At 38.3% G+C, this 23,063-nt stretch carries 22 protein-coding genes; 16 read left to right on the top strand and 6 right to left on the bottom strand.

Going from position 1 to position 23,063, the window contains the following annotated elements; translation table 11 throughout:
• Nucleotides 1-183: 183 nt before the first annotated feature.
• On the top strand, nucleotides 184-1,227 hold the full coding sequence (locus tag PQ456_RS21225) for a phosphotransferase family protein (RefSeq protein ID WP_273613996.1): 1,044 nt from the start codon (nucleotides 184-186) through the stop codon (nucleotides 1,225-1,227).
• A 120-nt stretch (nucleotides 1,228-1,347) separates the two neighbouring features.
• On the opposite strand, the gene PQ456_RS21220 is transcribed toward PQ456_RS21225, so the two are convergent.
• Nucleotides 1,348-1,557, bottom strand: a complete 210-nt coding sequence (locus PQ456_RS21220) for a TM2 domain-containing protein (RefSeq protein WP_273613995.1) — start codon at nucleotides 1,555-1,557, stop codon at nucleotides 1,348-1,350.
• Between the two features lie 160 nt (nucleotides 1,558-1,717).
• Here PQ456_RS21220 and PQ456_RS21215 point away from each other — a divergent pair, with 160 nt between their 5' ends.
• The 8 genes from PQ456_RS21215 to PQ456_RS21180 all read left to right on the top strand — a co-directional run bounded on the left by PQ456_RS21215 (nucleotide 1,718) and on the right by PQ456_RS21180 (nucleotide 11,242).
• A complete protein-coding gene (locus PQ456_RS21215) occupies nucleotides 1,718-2,716 on the top strand; it encodes a glycosyltransferase (protein WP_273613994.1) in 999 nt (332 codons plus the stop codon).
• Nucleotides 2,717-2,932: 216 nt separating this feature from the next.
• Nucleotides 2,933-4,375, top strand: coding sequence for a 6-phospho-beta-glucosidase (gene ascB, locus PQ456_RS21210; protein WP_273613993.1), 1,443 nt, complete (start codon nucleotides 2,933-2,935; stop codon nucleotides 4,373-4,375).
• 173 nt (nucleotides 4,376-4,548) lie between these two features.
• Nucleotides 4,549-5,379, top strand: a complete 831-nt coding sequence (licT, locus tag PQ456_RS21205) for a BglG family transcription antiterminator LicT (protein ID WP_273613992.1) — start codon at nucleotides 4,549-4,551, stop codon at nucleotides 5,377-5,379.
• A 257-nt stretch (nucleotides 5,380-5,636) separates the two neighbouring features.
• Nucleotides 5,637-7,577: a beta-glucoside-specific PTS transporter subunit IIABC gene (locus PQ456_RS21200; RefSeq protein ID WP_273613991.1), complete on the top strand. Its 1,941-nt coding sequence runs from the start codon at nucleotides 5,637-5,639 to the stop codon at nucleotides 7,575-7,577.
• A 91-nt stretch (nucleotides 7,578-7,668) separates the two neighbouring features.
• The gene (locus PQ456_RS21195) at nucleotides 7,669-8,637 is read left to right on the top strand and encodes a nucleoside hydrolase (protein WP_273613990.1); all 969 of its coding nucleotides are present in this window, start codon (nucleotides 7,669-7,671) and stop codon (nucleotides 8,635-8,637) included.
• 152 nt (nucleotides 8,638-8,789) lie between these two features.
• Nucleotides 8,790-9,113: a type II toxin-antitoxin system Phd/YefM family antitoxin gene (locus PQ456_RS21190; RefSeq protein WP_273613989.1), complete on the top strand. Its 324-nt coding sequence runs from the start codon at nucleotides 8,790-8,792 to the stop codon at nucleotides 9,111-9,113.
• Nucleotides 9,113-9,427, top strand: a complete 315-nt coding sequence (locus PQ456_RS21185; protein ID WP_273613988.1) for a hypothetical protein — start codon at nucleotides 9,113-9,115, stop codon at nucleotides 9,425-9,427. The genes PQ456_RS21190 and PQ456_RS21185 overlap by 1 nt, the downstream gene beginning before the upstream one ends.
• 159 nt (nucleotides 9,428-9,586) lie before the next feature.
• Complete coding sequence (locus tag PQ456_RS21180) at nucleotides 9,587-11,242, top strand: diguanylate cyclase domain-containing protein (protein WP_273613987.1); 1,656 nt, start codon at nucleotides 9,587-9,589, stop codon at nucleotides 11,240-11,242.
• A gap of 72 nt (nucleotides 11,243-11,314) precedes the next feature.
• Here the strand turns inward: PQ456_RS21180 and PQ456_RS21175 are convergent, their stop codons facing one another.
• Together PQ456_RS21175 and PQ456_RS21170 are read right to left on the bottom strand one after the other, a co-directional pair.
• A complete protein-coding gene (locus PQ456_RS21175) occupies nucleotides 11,315-11,572 on the bottom strand; it encodes a helix-turn-helix domain-containing protein (RefSeq protein ID WP_273613986.1) in 258 nt (85 codons plus the stop codon).
• Nucleotides 11,573-11,609: 37 nt separating this feature from the next.
• Nucleotides 11,610-12,143: a sigma-70 family RNA polymerase sigma factor gene (locus tag PQ456_RS21170; protein ID WP_273613985.1), complete on the bottom strand. Its 534-nt coding sequence runs from the start codon at nucleotides 12,141-12,143 to the stop codon at nucleotides 11,610-11,612.
• 369 nt (nucleotides 12,144-12,512) lie between these two features.
• Between PQ456_RS21170 and PQ456_RS21165 the strand changes: the two genes are divergently transcribed.
• The 6 genes from PQ456_RS21165 (at nucleotide 12,513) to PQ456_RS21140 (ending at nucleotide 18,964) form a co-directional block, all read left to right on the top strand.
• Nucleotides 12,513-13,751 carry an ABC transporter substrate-binding protein gene (locus tag PQ456_RS21165; protein WP_273613984.1) on the top strand — a complete coding sequence of 413 codons (1,239 nt, stop codon included), beginning with the start codon at nucleotides 12,513-12,515 and terminating at the stop codon, nucleotides 13,749-13,751.
• A 24-nt stretch (nucleotides 13,752-13,775) separates the two neighbouring features.
• Entirely contained in the window at nucleotides 13,776-14,645 is an 870-nt protein-coding gene (locus tag PQ456_RS21160) for a carbohydrate ABC transporter permease (RefSeq protein ID WP_273613983.1), read from the top strand.
• Nucleotides 14,645-15,469, top strand: coding sequence for a carbohydrate ABC transporter permease (locus tag PQ456_RS21155; RefSeq protein ID WP_204826067.1), 825 nt, complete (start codon nucleotides 14,645-14,647; stop codon nucleotides 15,467-15,469). The genes PQ456_RS21160 and PQ456_RS21155 overlap by 1 nt, the downstream gene beginning before the upstream one ends.
• A gap of 184 nt (nucleotides 15,470-15,653) precedes the next feature.
• Nucleotides 15,654-16,211, top strand: coding sequence for a MarR family winged helix-turn-helix transcriptional regulator (locus PQ456_RS21150; protein ID WP_273613982.1), 558 nt, complete (start codon nucleotides 15,654-15,656; stop codon nucleotides 16,209-16,211).
• Between the two features lie 59 nt (nucleotides 16,212-16,270).
• A complete protein-coding gene (locus PQ456_RS21145; RefSeq protein WP_273613981.1) occupies nucleotides 16,271-17,455 on the top strand; it encodes an MFS transporter in 1,185 nt (394 codons plus the stop codon).
• A 123-nt stretch (nucleotides 17,456-17,578) separates the two neighbouring features.
• A complete protein-coding gene (locus PQ456_RS21140) occupies nucleotides 17,579-18,964 on the top strand; it encodes an amidohydrolase family protein (RefSeq protein WP_273613980.1) in 1,386 nt (461 codons plus the stop codon).
• Nucleotides 18,965-19,068: 104 nt separating this feature from the next.
• Here the strand turns inward: PQ456_RS21140 and PQ456_RS21135 are convergent, their stop codons facing one another.
• Nucleotides 19,069-20,406 (bottom strand): DUF2252 domain-containing protein, encoded by a 1,338-nt coding sequence (locus PQ456_RS21135; protein WP_273613979.1) that lies wholly within the window; start codon nucleotides 20,404-20,406, stop codon nucleotides 19,069-19,071.
• A 201-nt stretch (nucleotides 20,407-20,607) separates the two neighbouring features.
• Here PQ456_RS21135 and gpmA point away from each other — a divergent pair, with 201 nt between their 5' ends.
• Complete coding sequence (gene gpmA / locus PQ456_RS21130) at nucleotides 20,608-21,357, top strand: 2,3-diphosphoglycerate-dependent phosphoglycerate mutase (protein ID WP_273613978.1); 750 nt, start codon at nucleotides 20,608-20,610, stop codon at nucleotides 21,355-21,357.
• Nucleotides 21,358-21,461: 104 nt separating this feature from the next.
• On the opposite strand, the gene PQ456_RS21125 is transcribed toward gpmA, so the two are convergent.
• Nucleotides 21,462-22,424 carry a TRM11 family SAM-dependent methyltransferase gene (locus tag PQ456_RS21125; RefSeq protein WP_273613977.1) on the bottom strand — a complete coding sequence of 321 codons (963 nt, stop codon included), beginning with the start codon at nucleotides 22,422-22,424 and terminating at the stop codon, nucleotides 21,462-21,464.
• Between the two features lie 95 nt (nucleotides 22,425-22,519).
• Nucleotides 22,520-22,960 carry a GNAT family N-acetyltransferase gene (locus tag PQ456_RS21120; protein WP_273613976.1) on the bottom strand — a complete coding sequence of 147 codons (441 nt, stop codon included), beginning with the start codon at nucleotides 22,958-22,960 and terminating at the stop codon, nucleotides 22,520-22,522.
• Nucleotides 22,961-23,063: the final 103 nt, after the last annotated feature.

Below are 23,063 nucleotides of genomic sequence, written 5' to 3'. Positions count from 1 at the left end.
GATTAATCATATACAAAGACATACAAACATCTCTGTAATCAGAGTACTCATTCACAGCAACATCTTTGGCATTAGCTGTTTCAGCAACATATAGGTGTCACCTTGATCTTCAACTCCAAACCCTTTACCGTATAATAAATAGCAACATATCAAGCATTTTGACCAACGGCAGGTGAAATATAGATGGAACAATCAGATCTACAACAAATAGTAAAACAAGCGATTACAGCGAATGTGTTATTAGATGATCATTATGTAAGTGAACAAGAAGTGATCTATACCAGTCTACATGGAACTAATATCGAACGATTTCGCTTAAAAGCCAATCAGCAATCATATATTTTAAAAAGATTACCTGTTCATCAAGACCAGTACCGAGAACTATGGGTATACAAGCATATTATGCCCCTATTGCCTGATCAATATCCGCAATTAATCGCGTATGCTACGCATGACTGGAACGATAATCTATCAAGTGATGCCAATGCAGATCAAGATGATAAAAGGTATACGTCTTCATGGATCGTTATGGAAGATGTGGGAGAGATTCAGCATGTCCATCATGAACAGACTTTGATCGATGTTATCGATCAGATGGCAATCTATCATCAAATCTCTACTTCGTCGATTTATAATATGCCGACGGAAGGACAAAAGCCATCGATTACAGTGTTACAACAACAAGTATTATCACAATGGGATGATATTCATCAATTGATGCAAGATCGTGTACAACAAGGTAAGACGCATACCAACTGGTTACCTTTGATGCCACAGCTCAAGCAAGCGATTCAGCAAAGTAAATGGAACCAATTTACTGTGCTGTGTCATGGTGATCTGCATGCAGGCAATTATGGTGTTACGCCTACAGGACGCTTAATGATATTAGACTGGGAGCATTGTCATCTTAATATACCGTTATGGGATTTATATCATATGATCGATCTGTCTCATCCCCTATTTCCGCGGGCGATGAACACACATTTACGGATACGATTATTATCACGATATTGGGAGCAACAGGTGAATCCGGTACAATCAAAGTCCTATATGATAAAGCAATATAGCGTATTTGCTATAATCTTTTCTAGTTGGATGTTGTTATTGATAGAGCGAGATTTGCAGATGGAGCAACCGATCTGGACGCATGCTCAGTTATATGTGCAACAAGCCGAAGTATGGGAGCATCTAGAGCAGTGTATCCAGTTATGGCTTTCTTATAGATGATATAGACTTGTAGATAGTGAATACAAAAAAACCTCTTTGGCTGAGTAGCCAACGAGGTTTTTTGGATAGTTTAAATATTGTATACTGTGAATCTTGTATATGATCATTTCCAAAATGAGCTTAGAATTTCAATTGGTATCCTTCTTTATCGCGGAATTTACCTAAAATAATAATGATAATATCAACAATAACCCAGACACCGCCTAGACCAGCTGTAAATAACATCAACAATCCTGTTCCTACTTTACCTACATAAAAACGGTGTATCCCTAAATATCCGAAGAAAATACACAACAATAAGCTGACTAGATTACTTTTACGACTATACATAATGTTCCCTCCAAAGTGTGTTACTTATGATATTACATACGCATCTCCAGCGGCGAAGGTTCCTCTTTTTTTCATTTAACGTTATATTTAGAATATACACGCTACAAGACAATAGACGCAAATGATGCAAAATAATAGAGATACCATCTGGAGGAACGTTATGCAAAAAGTTGGACTTCTTATGCGCAAAATTCAATTTACTGAAAATCAAGGTCCACGTGTATTTGCAGAGCGATTACAAGCGTTAGGACGAGAATTAGGTGTAGATATCGTATTTATTTCACCAGAACGTCATGTGAGTGGATATGATTGGCTTCCTGGATATGAGCATGAAAAAAGCGATCTTGTTAACTATGATATCGTTTTAGATCAGATTCATAAGGAACAGATTGAACATGTTATTTATACCGTTTCTGGATTTACGTATTTGAAAATGTTTTTGCCTAAAAGTGTGCTGTTTCCGCATAGTTTCCCTGATCCGGCACTGACAGGATATGAGATGATGAAGCCATTTTATAATATGGTCGACAAAGCGGTGGTACAGACTCCTTTTCTCAAACGGCAATTGGCTTCGCAATTTAATATTACCGATGTAGATGTGATTCCTATCGGGTTTAGCGAGACGTTAGCGAATAAGCATTTTGATCCTTCTCAAGTGGTGGAAAACCGTATCTTATGGATTGGACGGGATGAAGAAAATCGTCGTCCTGATCTAGTGCTCAAGTATGCTCGTCAGAATCCAGACAAAGAAGTATTTATGGTGTTTGGTGGTGAGCGTTACCGTGAAAGTATGCAGAAGTACGATATCCCTTCCAATATTCATTTACGATTTGCCCTATCACAAGATGAGATTTTCCAGTTAATGAATTCCAGTAAAGTGTATTGGAGTTGCTCCAAATTTGATACCTTTGCGATGCCACTGACCGAAGCACTGGCGATGGGCAAAATTGTAGTCAAACCAGAGCATCCTTGTTATGACCATATCAGCTCAACCCACGCTTTTGCTGGTAATGAACGTAACTGGTTTGAACTGGTGAATATGGCGGCGGCTTCTCCACGCTCTTTTTCACAGGATAATCGAGATTATGCGTTTGATACGTTTTCCAGTTCGATTATGAGAGAAGGGTACCGTCAGTTCTTTTCTGAATGGCTAAAATAACAGCATAGATCAGCCTTGATGTTGATTGACATCGCTTCATATCCTTGATACAGTTTTGTTGAACAGAATAGACTTCTCATGGGATGTTACCATTCGGGCATAACCTGAACCAACCTGATTGCACATATTAGTGTGAACAGGTGAGTTCAGGTTTTTTTATTTTCGGGTTCGAGGGAGGCATCTGCTTTTAATCTCACATACAGGAGGAGAATTACAATGACAACAACATTTCCACAAGGCTTTTTATGGGGTGGAGCGATCGCTGCGAATCAAGCAGAAGGAGCTTATCTAGAAGATGGAAAAGGGTTAAGTATTGTTGATCTATTACCTACAGGAGAAAAGCGAAGATCGATTATGAAAGGCAATGTACCTTCGTTAACCCCGCTTGAAGGAGAATTTTACCCTTCTCATGAAGCGATCGATTTTTACCATCGTTACCCTGAAGATATTGTTTGGCTTGCTGAAATGGGTTTTAAAGTATTGCGTGTTTCGATTGCATGGGCGCGTATTTTTCCTACAGGCGAAGAAGAAGCACCGAATGAAGCAGGGTTATTATTTTATGATCGATTATTTGATGAATTGTTACGGTATGGTATTCAACCGGTAGTAACACTGGCTCACTTTGATGTGCCTGTGCATCTGATTGAGAAATACGGAAGCTGGCGTCACCGCCAATTGATCACGTTATTTGAAAAATATGCGAAGACTGTGTTTGCACGTTATCAGCACAAAGTGAAATACTGGATGACGTTCAATGAGATCAATATGTTATTACATCTGCCGTTTCTAGGAGCAGGTCTTGTTTTTGAAGAAGGAGAAGATGTCGAGCAGATCAAGTATCAAGCGGCTCATCATCAGCTTGTTGCGAGTGCATTAGCAGTCAAAGCATGTCATGAGATTATTCCAGATGCTCAAATCGGTTGTATGCTTGCCGCAGGTAGCTTTTATCCATTTACTTGTAATCCAGAAGATGTGTATCAAGGGATGGAAAAAGATCGTGAGTCGTATTTCTTTATCGATGTTCAATCACGCGGAGCATATCCGGGGTATGCGAAGCGCTTTTTCCGGGATCGTGGATTAGATATCCAGATGGAAGCAGAAGATGCAGAAATTTTGAAGCAACATACTGTCGATTATATTGGATTTAGCTATTATTCTAGTCGTACAACAAGTACAGATCCTGAAGTGAATCAAAAAATGACCAGCGGTAATGTGTTCGGTTCTGTAGCCAACCCTTATCTTGCCAAATCCGAATGGGGCTGGACGATTGATCCATTAGGTATGCGTATTACAGCTAATCAATTGCATGATCGTTATCAAAAGCCTTTATTTGTCGTTGAAAATGGTCTGGGTGCGCATGATGAGATGAATGCCGATCAGGGTATCGATGATGATTATCGAATCGATTATTTGCAAAAGCATATTACAGCGATGAGTGAAGCGATCGAAGACGGCGTGCCTATTATTGGGTATACGTGCTGGGCGCCAATTGATATTGTGAGTGCTTCTTCCGGTGAAATGCGTAAACGTTACGGTTATATTTATGTCGATCGTGATAATGAAGGGAACGGTACCCTTCAGCGGATAAAGAAAAAAAGTTTTGCATGGTATCAAAAAGTGATTCAGTCTAATGGAGCAGATGTAGAAAATAATCTTTGATTATCGCTGATATACAGTAAAATGATGCCGGATGGAAATGCAGTGGAAAGCTGATTTCCATCTGGTTATCTATAGATGTTAAAGCGTTGACAAGGATGTATCACCTGAATACACTAGACGTAACTTTATAGATCAGACAAAGATGTATTGTAAAGAAATCAAGGGGGCAAGCTATGCGAATTGCCAAAGTCATTAATAATAATGTAGTGAGTATTTATCAAGCTGATGGTTCAGAGCTAGTGGTTATGGGGCGAGGAATTGCTTTTAAAAAGAAACCGGATGATAAGATTGATGAAAGTAAAATCCAAAAAGTATTTGCACTAAAAAACAAACAGACATCGGATAATTTCAAAATGCTCTTGCGAGAAGTACCGATTGAATTGATCGAAATTGTAGAAAATATGATCGTGTATACCAAAGAAACGTTAGGTAAAAAGTTGAATGAAAATCTGTATGTCTCCCTAACCGATCATATTAATTTTGCCATCGAACGTTATCAACAAGGATTGGAAATTAAAAATGTGCTTTTATGGGAAATTAAGCAAATTTACAGAGAAGAATTTGGTATCGGACTCAAAACGTTAGAACAGATTAAGCATAAGCTTGGAATCGAATTGCCTGAAGATGAAGCAGCATTTATCGCTATTCATATTATTAACGCAGAAATGAATGAAGAAGTCTCGACCACCATGACGATCACCAAGTTTATTCAACAAACGCTCAATATCGTAAAATATCATTTCAAAAAAGAGTTTGATGAAGATTCATTAAGTTATTTTCGCTTTGTGACACATTTGAAGTTTTTTGCACAACGGGTATTGAAAGGCACTCATTATAACGATAATTATGATCATTTATATACGATGATCAAAGAAAAGCATCACGAAGCAGCAGCCTGTGCCGAAAAAATCCAAAAATTTGTAGCCAAAGAATACAATTATCAATCCACCAACGAAGAGTTATTATACTTAACGGTTCATCTAGAACGTGTGATTAATCGGTGACCCTTGTCTATTCATCTATACATGTAAGCGTTGACAAATATAAAAAATCAGTATATTCTAAGCACATTGAAATAACAAGAACAGCTAACTACACAATCAAATAGTACAGCCGGGGTTGTTACTGGTGATGCAGGCAAAACCTAAGTTCTGAAAAGTAGTGCGATCGATTGATCCGCTATTTTTCAGGGCTTAGGTTTTTTGTGTGCTCAAAAACAGAAATCAGCAGATAATATCAATCAAAATGAGGGGTGAACAGCATGGATTTTGAGAAATTAGCTAAAGAAATCGTTGCAGGAGTAGGTGGAGAAAAGAATGTCAATTCACTGGTTCACTGTGCTACACGATTACGATTTTCGCTAAAAGACAATACCAAAGCAGACACAGCATTATTAGAAAAAAATCCAGGCGTGATTGCGGTCAAAGAAAGCGGCGGACAGTATCAAGTTGTAATCGGCAATACAGTTCCAGAAGTGTATGAAGCGATAGGCAAAGTGTCTACTATTATTGACTCTTCAGATCGAGAGCGTGAAGCCGGGGAATCGAAAAGCAAAAAAGGATTTGGAGCAGTTATTGATGTCATCTCCAGTATATTTGCTCCGTTACTTGGTGTTATGGCAGGAGCAGGTATTCTAAAAGGATTGTTATTGATCTGTAGTAATTTTGGATGGTTAGAAGCGAAAAGCAGTACATATATTATTTTATTTGGTGCCGCAGATAGTTTGTTTTATTTTCTTCCTTTACTGCTTGCGGTCACGACAGCACGCAAGTTTGGCGGTAATATATTTGTAGCTTTAACGATTGCAGGGGCATTGTTAATTCCTTCAATTACCGCGCTAAATGGAGCTGAGAGCGCAGTTACCTTTTTTGGTATTCCAGTTGTGATGATGAGTTATTCTTCAACAGTGATTCCGATTATTATTGCCATTATAGTGATGAGCAAGCTAGAGAAGTTCTGTAACCGTCGTATACATGAAAGTGTTAAAAACTTTATCACTCCGCTGATTTTACTTGTGATTATGGTGCCTTTAACGTTAATGGTATTCGGTCCATTTGGTGTGTATGTTGGTAACGGTATCGCAGATATCTTAATCGCTGCTTTCTTATTCAGCCCATTGATTGCAGGTGCGCTTTTGGGAGCAGGCTGGCAGTTATTCGTTATTTTCGGCGTTCATTGGGGACTTGTGCCTGTCTTTATTAATAATATTGCTGTCTATGGTCGTGATGGTATTAAGCCAGCAGCAACAGCATCTGTATTTGCACAGACAGGTGCTTCATTAGGAGTTATGCTCAAAACAAAAAATAAAAAACTTAAAACACTTGCAGGTTCGGCTACATTATCAGCATTATTTGGTATTACAGAACCAGCAGTATACGGTGTGACATTGCCACTTAAACGTCCATTTATTGCTGGTATTATTGGTGGAGCAGTCGGCGGTGCTATTATCGGGCAAGCGGGTACACAAGCATTTGCGTCCGGTGCGCCAGGGTTACTCACATTACCTATTTTTTATGGCCCGGGTGGACAAGGATTTTCGGGGCTGATTATGGGAATTACGGCTTCTTTTCTTATTTCGATGGTGCTGACGTACATTCTTGGATTTGAAGATCCTGTAGAAGAAGAGAAGCAAGAGGTTGTAGCGACAACAGCAGCTTCTCCTGCTCCGATACATCATCCAGTACGTGCAAGTGATACAGTACTTAGTCCGTTAAGTGGTACTGTTGTTGCTTTGAGTGATGTACCTGACCCTGCTTTTGCAGCAGAAGCGATGGGAAAAGGGATAGCTGTTGAACCTGCGGAAGGTCGCATCGTTGCGCCATTTGCAGGAACGGTGACAGTGGCTTTTAAAAAGAAACATGCGTTAGCTGTCGTGTCTGATCAAGGACTGGAAGTATTGGTACATGTCGGTATGGATACAGTGAAGCTAGACGGAGAACATTTTACTTCTTATATTCAAGAAGGGGATCGGGTGAGTGCAGGTCAGCTTTTGCTTGAATTTGATATCGCCCGTATTCGTGAAGCTGGTTATTCAACGATTACACCTGTGATTGTGACCAATACATTTGATTATAGTGATATTATCCCTCTTCAACCGACAGTAGTGACTCATGGAGAACCGTTATTAGAAGCTATCGGAACAGAGAGTAATACTGAATCTACAACCCATACGGTGATATCTAATCCCAAGTACTCCACCTGAACAGTATTGATAAAATAGTAGTCAAATGCGTACAGGATTGCTATGATTTTAAAAGGATTATTCTAAGAAATAGTAAGGATGTGGAACAAGCATGACAGCATTACGCAAAGCTATTATTGATACAGACACCGCTGGCGATGACACAATCGCTATTTTGACAGCACTTCACCATTTTGATGTGCAAGGCATTATGATGACAGGTGGAAATGTACAATTTGATCAGGAAGTAGAGAATGCGCTATATACGATTCAAGTCGCAGGCAAAGGTGGAGCAGACGGACAGATTCCGGTCTACAAAGGATGCGAACGTCCACTGATGACCACATGGAACCAAGAGCAACATCGTACAGTAGAAGATGTGCATGGTAGCGATGGGATGGGTGGTTCTAACTTCCCCAAAGCGATCCAACGTCCAGCAGATGGACATGCTGTCGATTTTCTAATCGAAAGTGTACATAAATATCCGGGTGAAATTCATCTGCTTGCGATTGCACCATTGACCAATATTGCGATGGCTATCCAAAAAGATCCAACTATTGTGCCCAAAATTCCTCATCTATATGTAATGGGTGGAACCAACAATGCACTGGGCAATATTACACCAGCCGCTGAATACAACTTTTATGTAGATCCCGAAGCCGCTCATATTGTACTTCGTTCAGGGATTCCAACTACGATGGTAGGTTGGGAAATGTGTACCCGCTATTCGCTGATGGATGATGAAGATCATGCAGAGATTGCACAGCTAGGCACAGCAGGCGCAGACTTTTTCAAAGCGGTCAATCAAGTGGTTATGACATTCAACAAAGAAGTTCACCGTCTTAACGGTACAACTCATCCCGATACATTGCTCATGGCTGTAGCGGCAAATGAAGCAGTAATGACGGAAAGCCACACCTACTTTGTCGATGTAGAAACGAAAGGCGAATGGACACGTGGCTATAGTGTAGTCGATATCAATGGACGACTTGGACAGACACCCAACGTAAGAGTTTGTGAGCAAGTCGATCGCCCTGTGTTCAAGCAGATGTTGTTAGATGTGCTGGGTGCGATCAAGTAAAAGAAGTACAACATTTACACATAAATGTACACAAGAAAAGATTGATCTAATAGATCAATCTTTTTTTTATATATTAAAAAAGAGCTTTTATTAAAGCTTGAATATAAGCTTCTTAAGAGTTATGCTTATCATAGTAAAAGGAGGTTATAACGATGTATAAAGTGTTAAATGTACGCACAGAATCGATCACTAAAGCACGTGCTAATTTTAATAAAGTAATTAAAGAAGTCCGAGAAACTCATGAACCTATATATATTTTGTCTAACAATGAACCAAGTGCAGTTATTTTAGATGCTCAAATTTATCAGGAAATTGTTGAACGCAATCAGCAACTTGAAAGTGAATTATTATATGCCTATGCTTCTCAACGAGTGCAAAATGGGAACTCAAGCTTAATATCTGCTGATGAAGTTGTGAATACGGATTTAACAGATAATCCTTATGCGAATCTAAGCGATGAGGAGTTATTTGATTAATGGCTAAAGTTGAATTTTGGGAAGAAGCTGCAAAAGATTATCATCGGCTAGATGGAAACCTACAAAAATGGGTAGATGTAGCTAAAAAAAGATTAGAAGAAAGAGGCTCTGAGATCGGAAAGCCTCTACATAACAATAGTTATTCTAACTTAGCAGGTATGAAAGAGTTGAAATATGATAAGTTGGGAATCCGTCTTATATTTAAAGCTTCGCAAAATGAAGAGATAGAAATTGTTGAAATTATCGTTATTGGAGCAAGGGATGAAGGTAAAGTATTTAGAATAGCTGAAGCAAGACGTCAAAAAAGAATATAGTTTTACAATAAAAAGACTAACTTTAACTGTTAGTCTTTTTCTATATGTATTTTTAAATATATAATTGTTGCAACATTTAATAGGAATGAAAAATAATTAATCTCTCTGCTACCAGAAACCGATATTAAAATAAAAGTCGAATTTTCGGGGGAAATGTCGGTGTCTGTCAAATTGAGAACTGCGTTAATTGTTACATTTATTGCATTGTCGTTGTTACTGTCTTTTGTACTGAGCACAACGATTAGTTACTATTCTTCAAAAAGTATCAAAAATGAGATTGGGGAATCTCTAGCAGGAACAGCTTATCAGACAGCAGATAAGTTAGATAATTTTATGTGGTCCAGATCAGGTGAAGTAGAATTGTTGGGGAGCTTGCCTGTTTTTGAAAATAATCAAAATATCGGAAATATTCAACAAATGCTAGATCAATTGCAATCCCATTTTCCATCTTTTTCATGGATCGGATATACGGATACTAAAGGCAAAGTACTGGCAGCAACAGATGGCATTTTATTAGGCAAAGACTTGTCGGAGCGTCCTGTATTTCAACAAGGGATTCAAGGCAAATTTATCGGTGATGTGCATGATGCTGTATTGCTTGCCAAATTGTTACCAAATCCGAGCGGAGAACCGTTACAGTTCGTTGATGTGAGTCTACCGATTCGCAACAGTCAGAACCAAACGATTGGTGTACTGGCTGCACATATGAGTTGGGCATGGGCGAAAGAAGTACAAGAAAGTGTCTTATTGCCAAACAAATGGGCAGACCAGGATGTCGATATGCTGATTGTAAGCAAAAAGGATCAGACTGTTTTATTAGGACCGCGTGATATGGTAGGCAAGCCTTTACCTTTGAAAAGTATAGAGAAAGCCCAATTACAAAAAGATGGTTGGGAATTGGAAAAGTGGCCGGACGGCAATACATACTTAACAGGGTATGCCTATGGAGATGGATACTTGGATTATCCAGGGCTAGGGTGGACTGTTATTGTACGACAACCTGAATCTACAGCATTAGCATCTGTATCTGAATTGATGCATTTTAATATCTGGATTACGATAGCAGCTGCTGTTCTATTTGCACTGATTGGTTGGTGGTTAGCAGAGCGTATTTCGTTACCTATTCGTGCATTAACACGCACTGCAGATCGCTTAGCATCTGGAGAAAATATTGAAATACCGGCTCACAAAAGTTTTAATGATATTGAATTATTATCCTTTTCTTTGCAGACGATGGTAACGTCGCTCAGTCAAAAAGAAGTAGAACTGGATAATATGCAAAGTCTAGCACATTATGATCATCTAACAGGTCTGCCGAATCGGAATGCGTTAGAAATGTATTTGGAAGAAGCTTTTGAAAATCCTGAACAACAGCCATGCTTGTCGTTCCTCTATATTGATTTGGATGGATTCAAAAAGGTCAACGATACACTAGGACACCAGAGCGGCGATATGTTATTACAAAAAGTAGCTCAGCGTCTATGTCATCTCACGCGTGAAAAAGATATTACAGTGCGTCTGGGTGGCGACGAATTTCTAGTCGTTCTGCATACCGATCCAGCTCAATTGGATATCCAGAAAGATACAGTTGCCTATGCGAATGATATTATTCGCAGTCTGAACAAACCATTTATTGTAGAATACGAAAAAGTGAATATCGGCTGTAGTATCGGCGGAGCTGTCTATCCGTATGATAGTGACAACCCGATCGAAATTATCCGTATGGCAGATCAGGCATTGTATCAATCCAAACGTTCTGGTAAAAACCGTCTTACTTTTTACACAGAGCCACTTTCGCCTAAATCTATCGGCTAACATGAATAATAGTTATAAACAGCAAGCTAGAGTGTAAGTTTACTCTGGCTTTTTTGTTTGCGATAAAATGATTTACGAAGACATCTTTCGGGCTGAAAAATCATCTGGATTAATAAAATTCCAAATATCCGGTATCTGCTCCAGATCATATTTGCGTACTGCTTCAATAATTTTGAGATGAATTTCCTGACGTAAATCTTCTTGTTCTTGATAAGTCGTTTGTTGTAGTGATCTCATAATTTTGGGTGAAAATTTGTTGATTAAAAATAAAATAGCTTCTTCATCTTCATTTTTAGCTTTTTGAATTAAGGATAATAGAGCATGTGCCATCGTGATTCCTCCTCACGTACCTTTTATATACTGATGGTCAATCTAAACATTGAAGATACGTTTGTAATTTTTTGAGTGCTAATCGTTTTGTTTTGGAAATAGCTTGTTGTGTCACTTGAAGCTTAGTAGAAATTTCTTTCTCGGTCATTTCATAAATATAAAGATAACAAAGAATAGATTGCTCGCGACTGGTCAATTGCTCAATAGCTTCGTACATCCGTTTTTCTGTCATCACTTGCTGCCAACTTTGTTCTACAAAATGATATGTATCGGTATCAGCAGGAAAAATAGAAGCAGAAGCATGATCTGAATCTCTATTTTGATCTACGATTAATTGATATCGATCTTTATATAGACGGTTTTTCTTATCATAATTAATAGCACTGAAATGAATAAGAGAAGCAATATAAGACGTAAAACGAGCTTCTAAAAAGAAAAGCTTAAACGCTTGATTGAGTTTTTGCTTATTTTGAGCTGTGGGATAATACATCGCTTGTTCCAAAAGTTGCTTATTACTTTGTATACTCAAAAAAGAATGGATAATTGGATTTTGTTCAGTAGTTATATTCATACGTATGACCTCCAACACTGTATAGAATCAGTGCAAATCTATTGAAATAAAAAGATATGTACCTAAAAAGTACGAATCTATATCTTTTTATCTATAAAGTTTAAAAAATGGAGGCAAATACAACTTCAATTCTGATTAATTTTGAAATACTCTCCATCTTTATAACTATTTTTATATATCTACATACTGTATTTGATAAGAAAAGGTGTCAAAAATGGAAAAATATTTTTTGAAATTTATAGATGTTGAACTTTTGAAATGTAAAAGTAGGGTAAAAATTTGTTGTAATCGTTTCCTTTTTGTCGGAATAGGGTATTTTTTGTTTATATTGTTTATACAAGTAAAAGGAACAATGGAGGGGATGGTTAGATGAAAAGATGGGGGAGTATATTGCTGATCGGGCTGTTGCTGGTTGGATTATTATCGGCTTGCAGTATGAGCAATAGTGGTAGTAAAGATGGCGTAGTGCAATTGGAGTTTTTCCAGAATAAGCCGGAAGCCAAAGCTAGCTTCGATGAATTGATTGCCAAATTCAATCAAGAACATCCGAATATTCATGTCTCACAAGTAAATCCACCGGATGCAGAGACAGTGCTAAAAACACGAGTCGTCAAAAACGATATTCCTGATATTGTTGGCTTGGGGGCTACAGATACATATTCGTTACTCGCGCAAAGTGATATTTTTATGGATCTAACTGGCGATAAATTATTGCAAAATATTGATCCTAAATATGCACAAATGCTACAGGATGTGACCGGGATGCAAGAAGTAACAGGAGTTCCTTTTGCTTTGAATGCAAGCGGTATCATCTATAACAAAGACATTTTCAAAAAACTGAACCTGACGGTACCCAAAACGTGGGATGAGCTGATAGCAACAGCGAAAAAGGCGAAAGCAGAAGGTACAATTCCTTTTTACTTTACGTACAAAGACGACTGGCAAACGAATCTTCCTTTTAACGATATGGGAGGCACGTTGGTCGGAACAGACTTTTACAAAGAGCGTCGTGAAGGGAATACAACGTTTGTAGCTGGTTATCAAGAAGTGGCTAAAAAGCAATTGGAGTTACTTAATTACGGTCACAATGATAACTTTGGTAAAGCATACTCGGATGGTAATCGTGCGTTCGCGAACGGAGAAGCAGCGATGTATATTCAAGGAAGCTGGGCGATCTCTGAGATTCGCAAAGTGAATCCAGATATTCAATTAGGATTCTTCCCGTTACCTGGTAGCAATAACGAATCCAAAAATAAACTGACGGCTGGTATTGATACATTACTGGCGATTTCCAGTCAGACAGAATATCCAGAACAAGCGAAAGAATTTATCGCGTTCTTATTGAAACCGGAAAATAGTCAACAATATATCGACCAACAAAATTTATTTTCTGCGGTTAGTGGAGTACAGCAAAAAGACAGCAGTGTAGCGGAATTACTGCCTTATTTTGAACAGGGTAAAATTGTCGATTTTGTCGATCACTATATTCCAAGTGCGGTGCAATTGAATCCAACGGTACAAGCCTTTTTGCAAAACAAAGATATCAATGGGTTCCTCAGTACACTGGATAAAGAGTGGGATAAAGTAGCGGCACGCAGAGCAAGCTAATCGATACATGGAAGGAGTGATACGATGTCTAGCAAACGCATGGCAACTTATTATTGGATGACGATTCCTGCGGTATTGTTATTTTTCTTATTTCTAACTTTACCTGCGATTCAAGGGATTTTTTATTCATTTACGAACTGGAATGGATTTGGTAAAGAATATGATTTTGTAGGTATTCGTAATTACGTCAGTTTGTTTACCGATAATGTAGTAGGTGAAGCTTACTGGTTTACGATCAAATATGCAGTTGTGGTTACGATTTTTATTAATATCTTCAGCTTATTGATTGCAGTAGGACTCAATTCTCGTATCAAATTCCGTAATTTTTTTAGAGGCGTATATTTCTTGCCTAATATTCTTAGTGTATTGATTGTGGGTTACATATTTAACTATTTGTTCTCTAATGTATTTACCGTCTGGGGACAGACACTGGGGATCAACTGGTTGTCCACGAATATTCTTGGAAATGACAGTCTGGCTTGGATCGGTATCGTGATTGTTGCGGTATGGCAAGGTATTGCATTAAATACGATTCTGTATCTAGCGGGCTTACAGACAATTTCGCATGATCTGTATGAAGCATCTAGTCTGGATGGCGCTGGCAAATGGCGTGAATTTTGGAGTATTACGTTCCCGTTGATTGCTCCATTTTTTACAATCAATATGGTATTAGCGATGAAAAATGCGTTGATGGTGTTTGACCAAATCGTCGCTTTGACCAATGGTGGGCCTGGCCGTGCCACTCAATCGATCTCATTCTTGATCTATACAGGTGGATTTGAAGGTGGAGAATTTGCTTATCAATCAGCGAACTCGGTGATTTACTTTATCGTGATCGCAGTTATCTCTATTCTTCAAATTCGATTCCTGCAAAGAAGGGAGATGGATATGTAATGGAAACACATAAACGTACCAATTGGACAGTAAATATTCTTGTAGCAATCGGCACTATTATCGTTCTTTTCCCATTATATATGGCGATTACGATTGCTTTGAAAGATCCGCAACAGATGTCGCAATCTCTATTTGGATTACCGACCACATGGCGGTTTGATAACTTTGCCAGTGCGATAGAGCTGACTAACTTTTTCCAAGCTTTTCGTAACAGTGCACTGGTAACGACAGCGACAGTAGTACTTACATTGCTGACCAACTCGATGGTTGCTTATGCAATTGGACGTAATATGGATCGTAAATTTTTTAAAGGATTATACTTTTACTTTGTCAGTGCAATGTTTATTCCTTTTCCGATTATTATGTTGCCGATTGTTAAATTAACATCTGCGCTACATATGACCAATCTCGTGGGATTGACTATTTTGCATACGGTATATGCTCTAGCATTTAATGTATTTGTATATGTAGGATATATTCGCTCTATTCCAGCAGTGCTTGAAGAAGCGGCAACGGTAGATGGAGCAACCACATGGGGAACATTCTGGCGTATCATTTTCCCGCTGATGGCTCCGATCAATGCAACCGTCGGAATACTGGTGTGCTTATCGACATATAATGATTTCCTATTACCATTGATTATTATTAGCGATCAGAACATGTACACATTACCGCTAGTGCAGTACATTTTCCAGGGGCAATTCAATACCGATTATAATCTAGCATTTGCATCGTATCTATTAGCGATGTTGCCAATGATTATTATTTATCTCTTTGCTCAAAAATGGATTATTAGTGGTGTTACACGCGGTTCAGTGAAATAAAATGAGCTACTTGAATCCTTAAATGTATCCTTGATCTTACAGGTATACATTTAAGGATTTTTTTGATCATATCCATACTATTTATCTAGTATCTAATTGTAGTTAAGATAGGTATTGCTTAATTTACGTTTCTACGTATAATATAGTTAGATAATCTAATCATTTAAGAAAGTAGGTAGGATATATGGTTCGTAAACATTTTAATGAGCAGTCTGTACATAATCATCAATTACCTAAGTTAGGTAAAGAACCTTACGACAAGCTGTGCGAACAGACAGCTGAAGCGGGTACCTCGATTGCTTCTGCTCAATTAGGTCTATTAATGCTTTGGACAAGTGATCATATTCTTGATATCGTCGATAATGAAATTGCTGATTATGATATCACAGAAAGTAAGCTGGATTTATTACTACTGATTCAATTACATGAAAATAGTGAAAAAGTCACTCCATCTGCTATTGCTGAACGTTTAAATATCCGTAGAGCATCAGTCACAGCACTTTTGAATAGTGTAGAAAAAAAGGGTTGGATTATACGCGAGTCCAGTGCGGAAGATGGTCGGAAAATTTATGTTAAGTTATCCACCGCAGGTAAAATGTTTGTTCAACGTGTATTACCTGTATTTTGGTCTGCATGTGCTTCATTGGTAGAAGATCTAAACGAAGATGAACAGCAAATATTATCTAAAGTTATAGATAAATTGCATAACCAGATAGAGAAAAGATTCCAAATAGGGAGGTAAATTTTTTTTAATAAAGTAATTAGATTATCTAACTATATAAAAAGAATGGAGCTTTACCTATGAAAATCAATAATAAAAATTCAACTCTTGCCGAAGTAAATTATTCTAAAATGACTATCTTATTATGTTGGACAGGCATGGTCATTATGTGTAGTCTGTATCTTACTATTCCTTTAAGTTCTACATTTATCACACAATTCAATATTAATTCTGCTCAAGCAGGATTAACAGGTAGTTTATTTTCATTAGGCTTTGCGATTGGTTGTTTATTTTATGGTGCTCTAGCTGATAAATATGGTCGTAAAAAGGTAATGACTATCGGTTTGTGTGCATTGGCATTGATTACGATGTTGATCGGATATACTCATCATTTTGTGATTTTATTGCTACTCAGAAGTGTACAAGGATTAGCGGCAGCTTCTTTTTCACCTGTAGCACTTGCCTATGTTGTAGCTATATTTCCTAATCATCGTAAAGTAACTACTATCGGGTTTATTAGTACAGGCTTCCTGATCGCAGGAATTTTAGGACAGGTCATTTCAAGCTGGATCAGTACGTATTACGGATGGAATCTGATATTTATACTATTTGGAGTTCTTTATATATTGACAATACTTTGGCTTAAAATAGGATTAACCCAAGATAGTATTCAACAACCTGACCTCAACATCTGGTCTTATCTTAAGCAATTAACGATTGTTATTAGGCAAAGAAATCTGATATTTACGTATATCATCGCCTTCCTTTTGTTATTTTCTTTTATTGTAATGTACATATTACTAGGAAATAATTTGCAAAGTGATGTTTTCGGGGTAACACCTTTGCAAATGTTATGGATTCGAATGATAGGGATTTTAGGAATGATATGTTCACCATTTTCAGGGACGATTTCTCGTAAAATAGGGGTACGAAATACGTTGCTTTTGGGACTTGGACTAGGAATTATAAGCCTATTGATGATGGGCTGGCTACATCACTTAGTATTAATCGTTATATGTAGCGTAATTTTTGTCGCAGGTATTGCGATTGCTGTGCCTTCTTTAGTGGCTTTAGTTGGACAATTGGGAGGGAGTTATCGCGGAATTGCTGTTTCTGTATATACCTTTTTCCTTTTTGCAGGCACAAGTGTTGCACCAATTTGGTCAGTCTATATACTGTCTTTACATCCTACTCAGTCCTTTATATATAGTGCATTAGTGCTTACTGTAGCCGTTATAGCAAGCTTGTGCATTCGTATCAAATAAATTGGAAATCAAATGCTTTATAAAGTTAAGTAACTTCCTTTTATTGAGTTAACTAGAATAATGAGTTATGATAAATAAGTAACATCTATTTATTCTTAAAAAAGGAAAAAGGAGGAATTAAAGATGAAGAAAAAGGGCTATATTTTAAAAAGTGGAACTGTGTTGTCTATGGATCATGCGATTGGTAACGTAAAGAAAGCAGATGTAGTGATTAACGGTTCAACGATTGAAGCTATAGGAAATAATCTACAACTTGATGAATCCGCTTATCATATTATTGATGCGTCAGAACATATTATTATGCCGGGCTTAGTAGATACTCATCGGCATATGTGGGAATCGCTAGTACGTACAGCAGGAACCAATTGGTCACTGCCTGTCTATTTGCAAAATTTATACTATGGTGGGTTGGGAAGTCGATTACGTCCTCAAGACAGTTATATCGCCAACTTGCTTGGTTCTTTAGAAGCGCTTCATGCTGGTGTCACAACAGTACTGGATTGGAGTATGCCTTATTCTCCAGAACATACCGATGAGTTGATTCGGGGATTACAAGAAGCAGGGATACGCTCTGTATTTGCTCTTGGTGTGCCGGGCGAGACAGAATATTGGAATCGAGATAGTCGATTGGTGATCTCTGATGCAGAGCGTGTCAAAAAGCAATATTTTACTTCGCAAGATCAATTGTTAACGATGGGGCTAGCGATACGTGGCTCTGAATTTAGCCATTGGGATACTACGGTTACTGAAATCGGCATCGCCCGCCAACTGGAAGCGATCTGTTCGATGCATATCGGATTTGGCAACTGGGGAGCTGTCGATCATTCAGTCACCAAGCTATATGAAGCAGGATTACTTGGACCCGATCTTAATATGGTACATGGCAACAAAATGATGACGGAAGAATATAAAATGCTAGCAGATACAGGAGCATCGTTATCGGTAACCCCTGAAGTTGAAATGATGATGGGACATGGATATCCTGCAACTGGATTTTTCTTAGAACAAGGTGGAATGCCTTCACTGGGCGTAGATGTAGTGACTTCAACCGGTGGTGATTTATTTGCACAAATGAAATTTATGTTGCAAGCAGAACGGGCACGAGTCAATGAAGAGATTCTGAATAGTGGTAATATGCCAGGTGAATTGAATCTATTATCTCAGCAAGTGCTTGAGTTCGCTACAGTAGGTGGAGCCAAAGCATTACAATTAGATTCTCAAATTGGTCAATTAACACCGGGCAAACAAGCGGATATAATCATGATTAGCACTTCTGATCTGAATACAGATTTGAATCTATTTCCGGTTATCGATCCTATTGGAGCCGTAGTTCAATTCACTAATCCATCGAATGTAGATACTGTATTCGTTGGCGGTCGTCTGATGAAGCAACATGGTCAGTTGGTAGGTGTGGATATCGAGCGTGTACGTCGTCTTGTATCAGAAAGTAGAGCGTATCTGGATACTCAATATGTATTAAGTGATGCAGGTCGAGTGATCTATTCATAACCGTTCTACTGATATAGCTGAAATAGAACGAAAAAGTAAAACAGGGACAGATCTATCGTTACGATAAACTGTCCCTTTTATGGTTACATTATATAGGTGATCTCTTATTGCGTTTGAAATGTCTGCGCCCAGTCACAGAAAATCGCATAATCTTTCTCGACCTGATCGGCATAAGCGAACGCCCAACGTGAAATATGTTGCACAAACGCTTCGGGTTTGCGTCCCATCGCTTTTAGAATTTCTTTTTCACTATGATATGGCAGAATGCCTTTGTTCACATCGGCATCAGCACGTGCATGCATTTTGGCAGTTAATTTAGACATTGTACTGAGTACACTTTCCATATCTTCTATCGTTTCGATATCTTCTAATTTTAGACGCTTTTTGTAAGGTGAACGTTCTCGCACATAGAAATCTCGACCGTCTAACGTCAGAAAACCAAGATAAGGATCGGCTTTGTGATGCATCGCTTGTTGTGTTGTAGTTACACGCTTACCTTGATGGCTAAATGTCTGCCAGAATGAATCGGCATAAGGTAGAAAATAAGCAGGCACAGGAGTCCGTACTTCTTTTACTTCCAATACAGCATCATCTTCGCCTGCTCCTCGTAGCCCACCTTCGATCAATACATAATACCGATCCAGCCCGATTGAAGCAGTACCGGAACCATGCTTAATCGCAATATCTTTGATCCGATAATGATCTGCTTCGCCTTGATGACAGACTAAAGTCTGTTGATAAAAATCCCATGCTTGCTCTAACAATGTATGTTCTTGTTCAGAAGGAGTAACCAATTCCGCAGTTTCTTGAAAAACACGATCACTTTGCATAACCGCAGTAACTTTTTCTAGGAAATGCCCGTTACGGCGTTTTTCTAACTTCCGTAACAATTTGCGTACAGGGCCTTTAGCTTTGTTTTCATTCATAACAAATTTGGCGGGATCGTCTTTGTCTTCTACAAAACAAGAGATTTGTTTGTGATAACCTTTAACATAATGTTCTAACAGGTGCAATTGTTGCTCATCGGTATATTGAAGCTGTCGTCCAACTAATGCGATACTGACCGACATGCGTAGCACATCATACAGATATGAACCGATATACCCTTCATCAAAATCATTGACATCATACACAATCTGCTTCGATTCATTACGAAAAGCACCAAAATTTTCGAAATGCAAATCTCCTTGAATCCATGTAGGACGTTCGGTAGAAGTATGATAAGGAAAGTAATGGCGGGTCGCATCAAAGTAAAACAAATACGAACTTCCGCGGAAAAAAGAAAAAGCAGACGTGCTCATTTTGCGATATTTCTCTGCTCTTTTGGGTGGGCTCAACGTCATAATTTTACGATCAAATTCATCTAGCACCGAGATTAATGTTTCTTTGCGTAATTTAGTACGCGTATGTATCACTTGCTCTGTCATATTAGGCGGTATCATCGTATAGTGCCTCCTCATCTTACAATATCTTGTCTAACATCATACCTCATTTGTATTTTAGCATTTTCTATTCAGAAGGGTGTACAGTAAAATGCAGTCAATTGAGCGTTAGTTGCAAATGGTTACGTAAAAGCATAATGTGGGTTAAAGAGTATAGATACTTCTCCATTAGAAGAAGTAAAGAAAAAGGAGTAGAGACTAATGTACAAAATTATTCTTGTTCGTCATGGAGAAAGTGTATATAATCAACAGAATTTGTTTACAGGATGGACCGATGTAGCGCTTAGTGATCGTGGAATAGAAGAAGCAAGAATAGCTGGACAATTAATAAAAGAAGCAGGATATACATTTGATCTTGCTTTTTCTTCAGTGTTAAAACGTTCGATTCAGACTATGCACTACATACTCGACGAACTGGATTTGCTATGGATTCCTGAACAGAAGTCATGGAAATTAAATGAGCGTCATTATGGAGCTTTGCAAGGATTAAGTAAAATTGATACTGCTAAGAAATATGGAGAAGAACAACTTCAACTCTGGCGCAGAAGTCTTACGGTTCGTCCTCCTTTATTGGAAAAAAATGATCCACGTAGTCCACGTCATGAAGTACGGTACAACGAGATTCCAGACGATCAGATTCCATATGGCGAAAGTCTCAAAGATACAGTAGAACGTGTTGGAGAGTTCTGGCATGACTGTATTGTTCCTTTGATTCAGAAAAAAGAACATATTTTAATAGCCGCTCATGGCAACACTTTACGTGCTTTAATTAAATATTTAGAAGATATTGATGAAAAAACATTAACCGAACTTAATATTCCGACAGGTATTCCACTTGTGTATGAACTAGATGATAATATCAATCCGATTCGACGCTTTTATTTAGGCGAAGATGAGCATATTGAACGCAAAACAAATGAAGTGGCTAATGAACACAATGTAAACGAATAATGAGGAGGAACTCATGCATATCAGACCTCATTTGTAAAACGAAAAAGCATCTGTAGACATTTCTGCTACAGATGCTTTTTTGGGTTGTACTGTGTTTCTACTTATCAATGACACACAAGAATCTGACGGGAAAATACGCCTTTAGCTCCTTTTTTCGCTTCTCCACGATCTGTAATCGAGAATCCAGCGGTTGCTATCATTTCATCAATATTCTCAATTGTGATCACGACCACTTTATCAGCGATTCGGCGAGCATGTTGTAGAATACTTAATTGTTCTTCAGGAGTAGTAGTTGAAAATAAATTGTAAGGCATATCAACAATTGCCGCATCATAATGTTCTGTAATATCTGCAATATCGCCTAAAGTTACTTCTCCTTTTAAGCCAAAATGCTTAATATTGGCTCGTGCTCCTTGTGCAATATGCGGATTGATATCGCGTCCCACAATATCGATATCCATAGATAATGCTTCTACCAGTACAGTGCCGATGCCACAGCAAGGATCGATAGCTTTGATCCCTACAGGATTAGGAACCAAAATATTGGCAGCCGCTCTAGCAAGACGGGTATTGAGAGCAATAGAGTAATTTTGCGGTTTGCGCATATTGTGGAACCAGACAGCTTCATTTTTAAAATAATGACCCAAATACCAGCGTCCACCAAAAGGAACAATGCCGTACGTATGTTGAGGATGCTTCACATCGGCTTCTCCATGAATACGCATCCCTATTTCGCGTTCAATACCTAATCGTTCTTGATACTCAATTTTGTGATCTTGATCCAGATCGTTGATTTTGACAAAAACAACTTTGAATGTCTGATCAAGCATATCGATCTGTTCTGCTTGAGTATATATTTCTTCTAACGTATCGCCTTCGTACAATACTTCGATGCGTTCTTTGATAAACGGGCTACGGCTAGGCATAACAGCGATATCACTTTTAAGAATAAATTGATCGGTTTCCTGTCCAAAAAATGCTCTCATTTCCAGATAACAAAGTGAATGTTCATCCTGACGGTGAGAGTACGTATAAATATATTGCGGACTTGCATGTTGTTGATCCAATCGTCGTCCATCCTTTAAGCCAGTAGGGCTAATTATATTTCCTGCAAATCAGTCAAAAATAGCGCTGTTTTGCAAAATGTTTCATGTGGAACATTCTAGTGTTGTGGAACATCTTTTGAAAAGACGTAAAAACTATCTCGTTTTTCCCAACCGTTTGCTACCCAGAAGTGTTGACCTTCCACATTTGTTGCCATTACGAAAATATGGCATTTATCGATTCCGGCATCAGTTAAGCCTTTCATTGCTTTTTCAATCAATTGTGTCGCAATTCGTTGTCCTCGATATGCAGGATCGACTGCCAGATGATACATATATCCACGCCTACCATCATGACCGGCAAGTAATGTTCCTGCTAGAACAGTCGTCTGGGTATCTAGCTGTTCTTCCGCTACAAACGAACAATAAGGATTACGCTCTAAATATGTTTGAATATGAGGTAATGAATCGGCTTCGCTTAACCACATACCTTCAGTATGCTCCCAAAGCTCAATAATTTCATTATAATCTTCAATTTTCATTTCTCTGAGTGTAATCATGTTTATTCCTCCGTTATTGTAGGTAATCTAAAGTAAAAGTGATGATTTGCTACTTATTTGTAAGGAACTTGCTGTGAACAGCATTTTTTTCTGGTAATTACAT

This window comes from Paenibacillus kyungheensis (assembly GCF_028606985.1).
GTDB classification, from domain to species: Bacteria; Bacillota; Bacilli; order Paenibacillales; family Paenibacillaceae; genus Saccharibacillus; species Saccharibacillus kyungheensis.
The sequence above is the reverse complement of the archived record's forward strand: the minus strand, read 5'-3'. Positions and strand labels throughout refer to the sequence as shown.

Excerpts from the sequence above, each read along its gene's own strand:
- PQ456_RS21225 (WP_273613996.1), top strand. The coding sequence starts at position 184 with ATGGAACAATCAGATCTACAACAAATAGTAAAACAAGCGATTACAGCG.
- PQ456_RS21220 (WP_273613995.1), bottom strand. The coding sequence starts at position 1,557 with ATGTATAGTCGTAAAAGTAATCTAGTCAGCTTATTGTTGTGTATTTTC.
- PQ456_RS21215 (WP_273613994.1), top strand. The coding sequence starts at position 1,718 with ATGCAAAAAGTTGGACTTCTTATGCGCAAAATTCAATTTACTGAAAAT.
- ascB (WP_273613993.1), top strand. The coding sequence starts at position 2,933 with ATGACAACAACATTTCCACAAGGCTTTTTATGGGGTGGAGCGATCGCT.
- licT (WP_273613992.1), top strand. The coding sequence starts at position 4,549 with ATGCGAATTGCCAAAGTCATTAATAATAATGTAGTGAGTATTTATCAA.
- PQ456_RS21200 (WP_273613991.1), top strand. The coding sequence starts at position 5,637 with ATGGATTTTGAGAAATTAGCTAAAGAAATCGTTGCAGGAGTAGGTGGA.
- PQ456_RS21195 (WP_273613990.1), top strand. The coding sequence starts at position 7,669 with ATGACAGCATTACGCAAAGCTATTATTGATACAGACACCGCTGGCGAT.
- PQ456_RS21190 (WP_273613989.1), top strand. The coding sequence starts at position 8,790 with ATGTATAAAGTGTTAAATGTACGCACAGAATCGATCACTAAAGCACGT.
- PQ456_RS21185 (WP_273613988.1), top strand. The coding sequence starts at position 9,113 with ATGGCTAAAGTTGAATTTTGGGAAGAAGCTGCAAAAGATTATCATCGG.
- PQ456_RS21175 (WP_273613986.1), bottom strand. The coding sequence starts at position 11,572 with ATGGCACATGCTCTATTATCCTTAATTCAAAAAGCTAAAAATGAAGAT.
- PQ456_RS21170 (WP_273613985.1), bottom strand. The coding sequence starts at position 12,143 with ATGAATATAACTACTGAACAAAATCCAATTATCCATTCTTTTTTGAGT.
- PQ456_RS21165 (WP_273613984.1), top strand. The coding sequence starts at position 12,513 with ATGAAAAGATGGGGGAGTATATTGCTGATCGGGCTGTTGCTGGTTGGA.
- PQ456_RS21160 (WP_273613983.1), top strand. The coding sequence starts at position 13,776 with ATGTCTAGCAAACGCATGGCAACTTATTATTGGATGACGATTCCTGCG.
- PQ456_RS21155 (WP_204826067.1), top strand. The coding sequence starts at position 14,645 with ATGGAAACACATAAACGTACCAATTGGACAGTAAATATTCTTGTAGCA.
- PQ456_RS21150 (WP_273613982.1), top strand. The coding sequence starts at position 15,654 with ATGGTTCGTAAACATTTTAATGAGCAGTCTGTACATAATCATCAATTA.
- PQ456_RS21145 (WP_273613981.1), top strand. The coding sequence starts at position 16,271 with ATGAAAATCAATAATAAAAATTCAACTCTTGCCGAAGTAAATTATTCT.
- PQ456_RS21140 (WP_273613980.1), top strand. The coding sequence starts at position 17,579 with ATGAAGAAAAAGGGCTATATTTTAAAAAGTGGAACTGTGTTGTCTATG.
- PQ456_RS21135 (WP_273613979.1), bottom strand. The coding sequence starts at position 20,406 with ATGATACCGCCTAATATGACAGAGCAAGTGATACATACGCGTACTAAA.
- gpmA (WP_273613978.1), top strand. The coding sequence starts at position 20,608 with ATGTACAAAATTATTCTTGTTCGTCATGGAGAAAGTGTATATAATCAA.
- PQ456_RS21120 (WP_273613976.1), bottom strand. The coding sequence starts at position 22,960 with ATGATTACACTCAGAGAAATGAAAATTGAAGATTATAATGAAATTATT.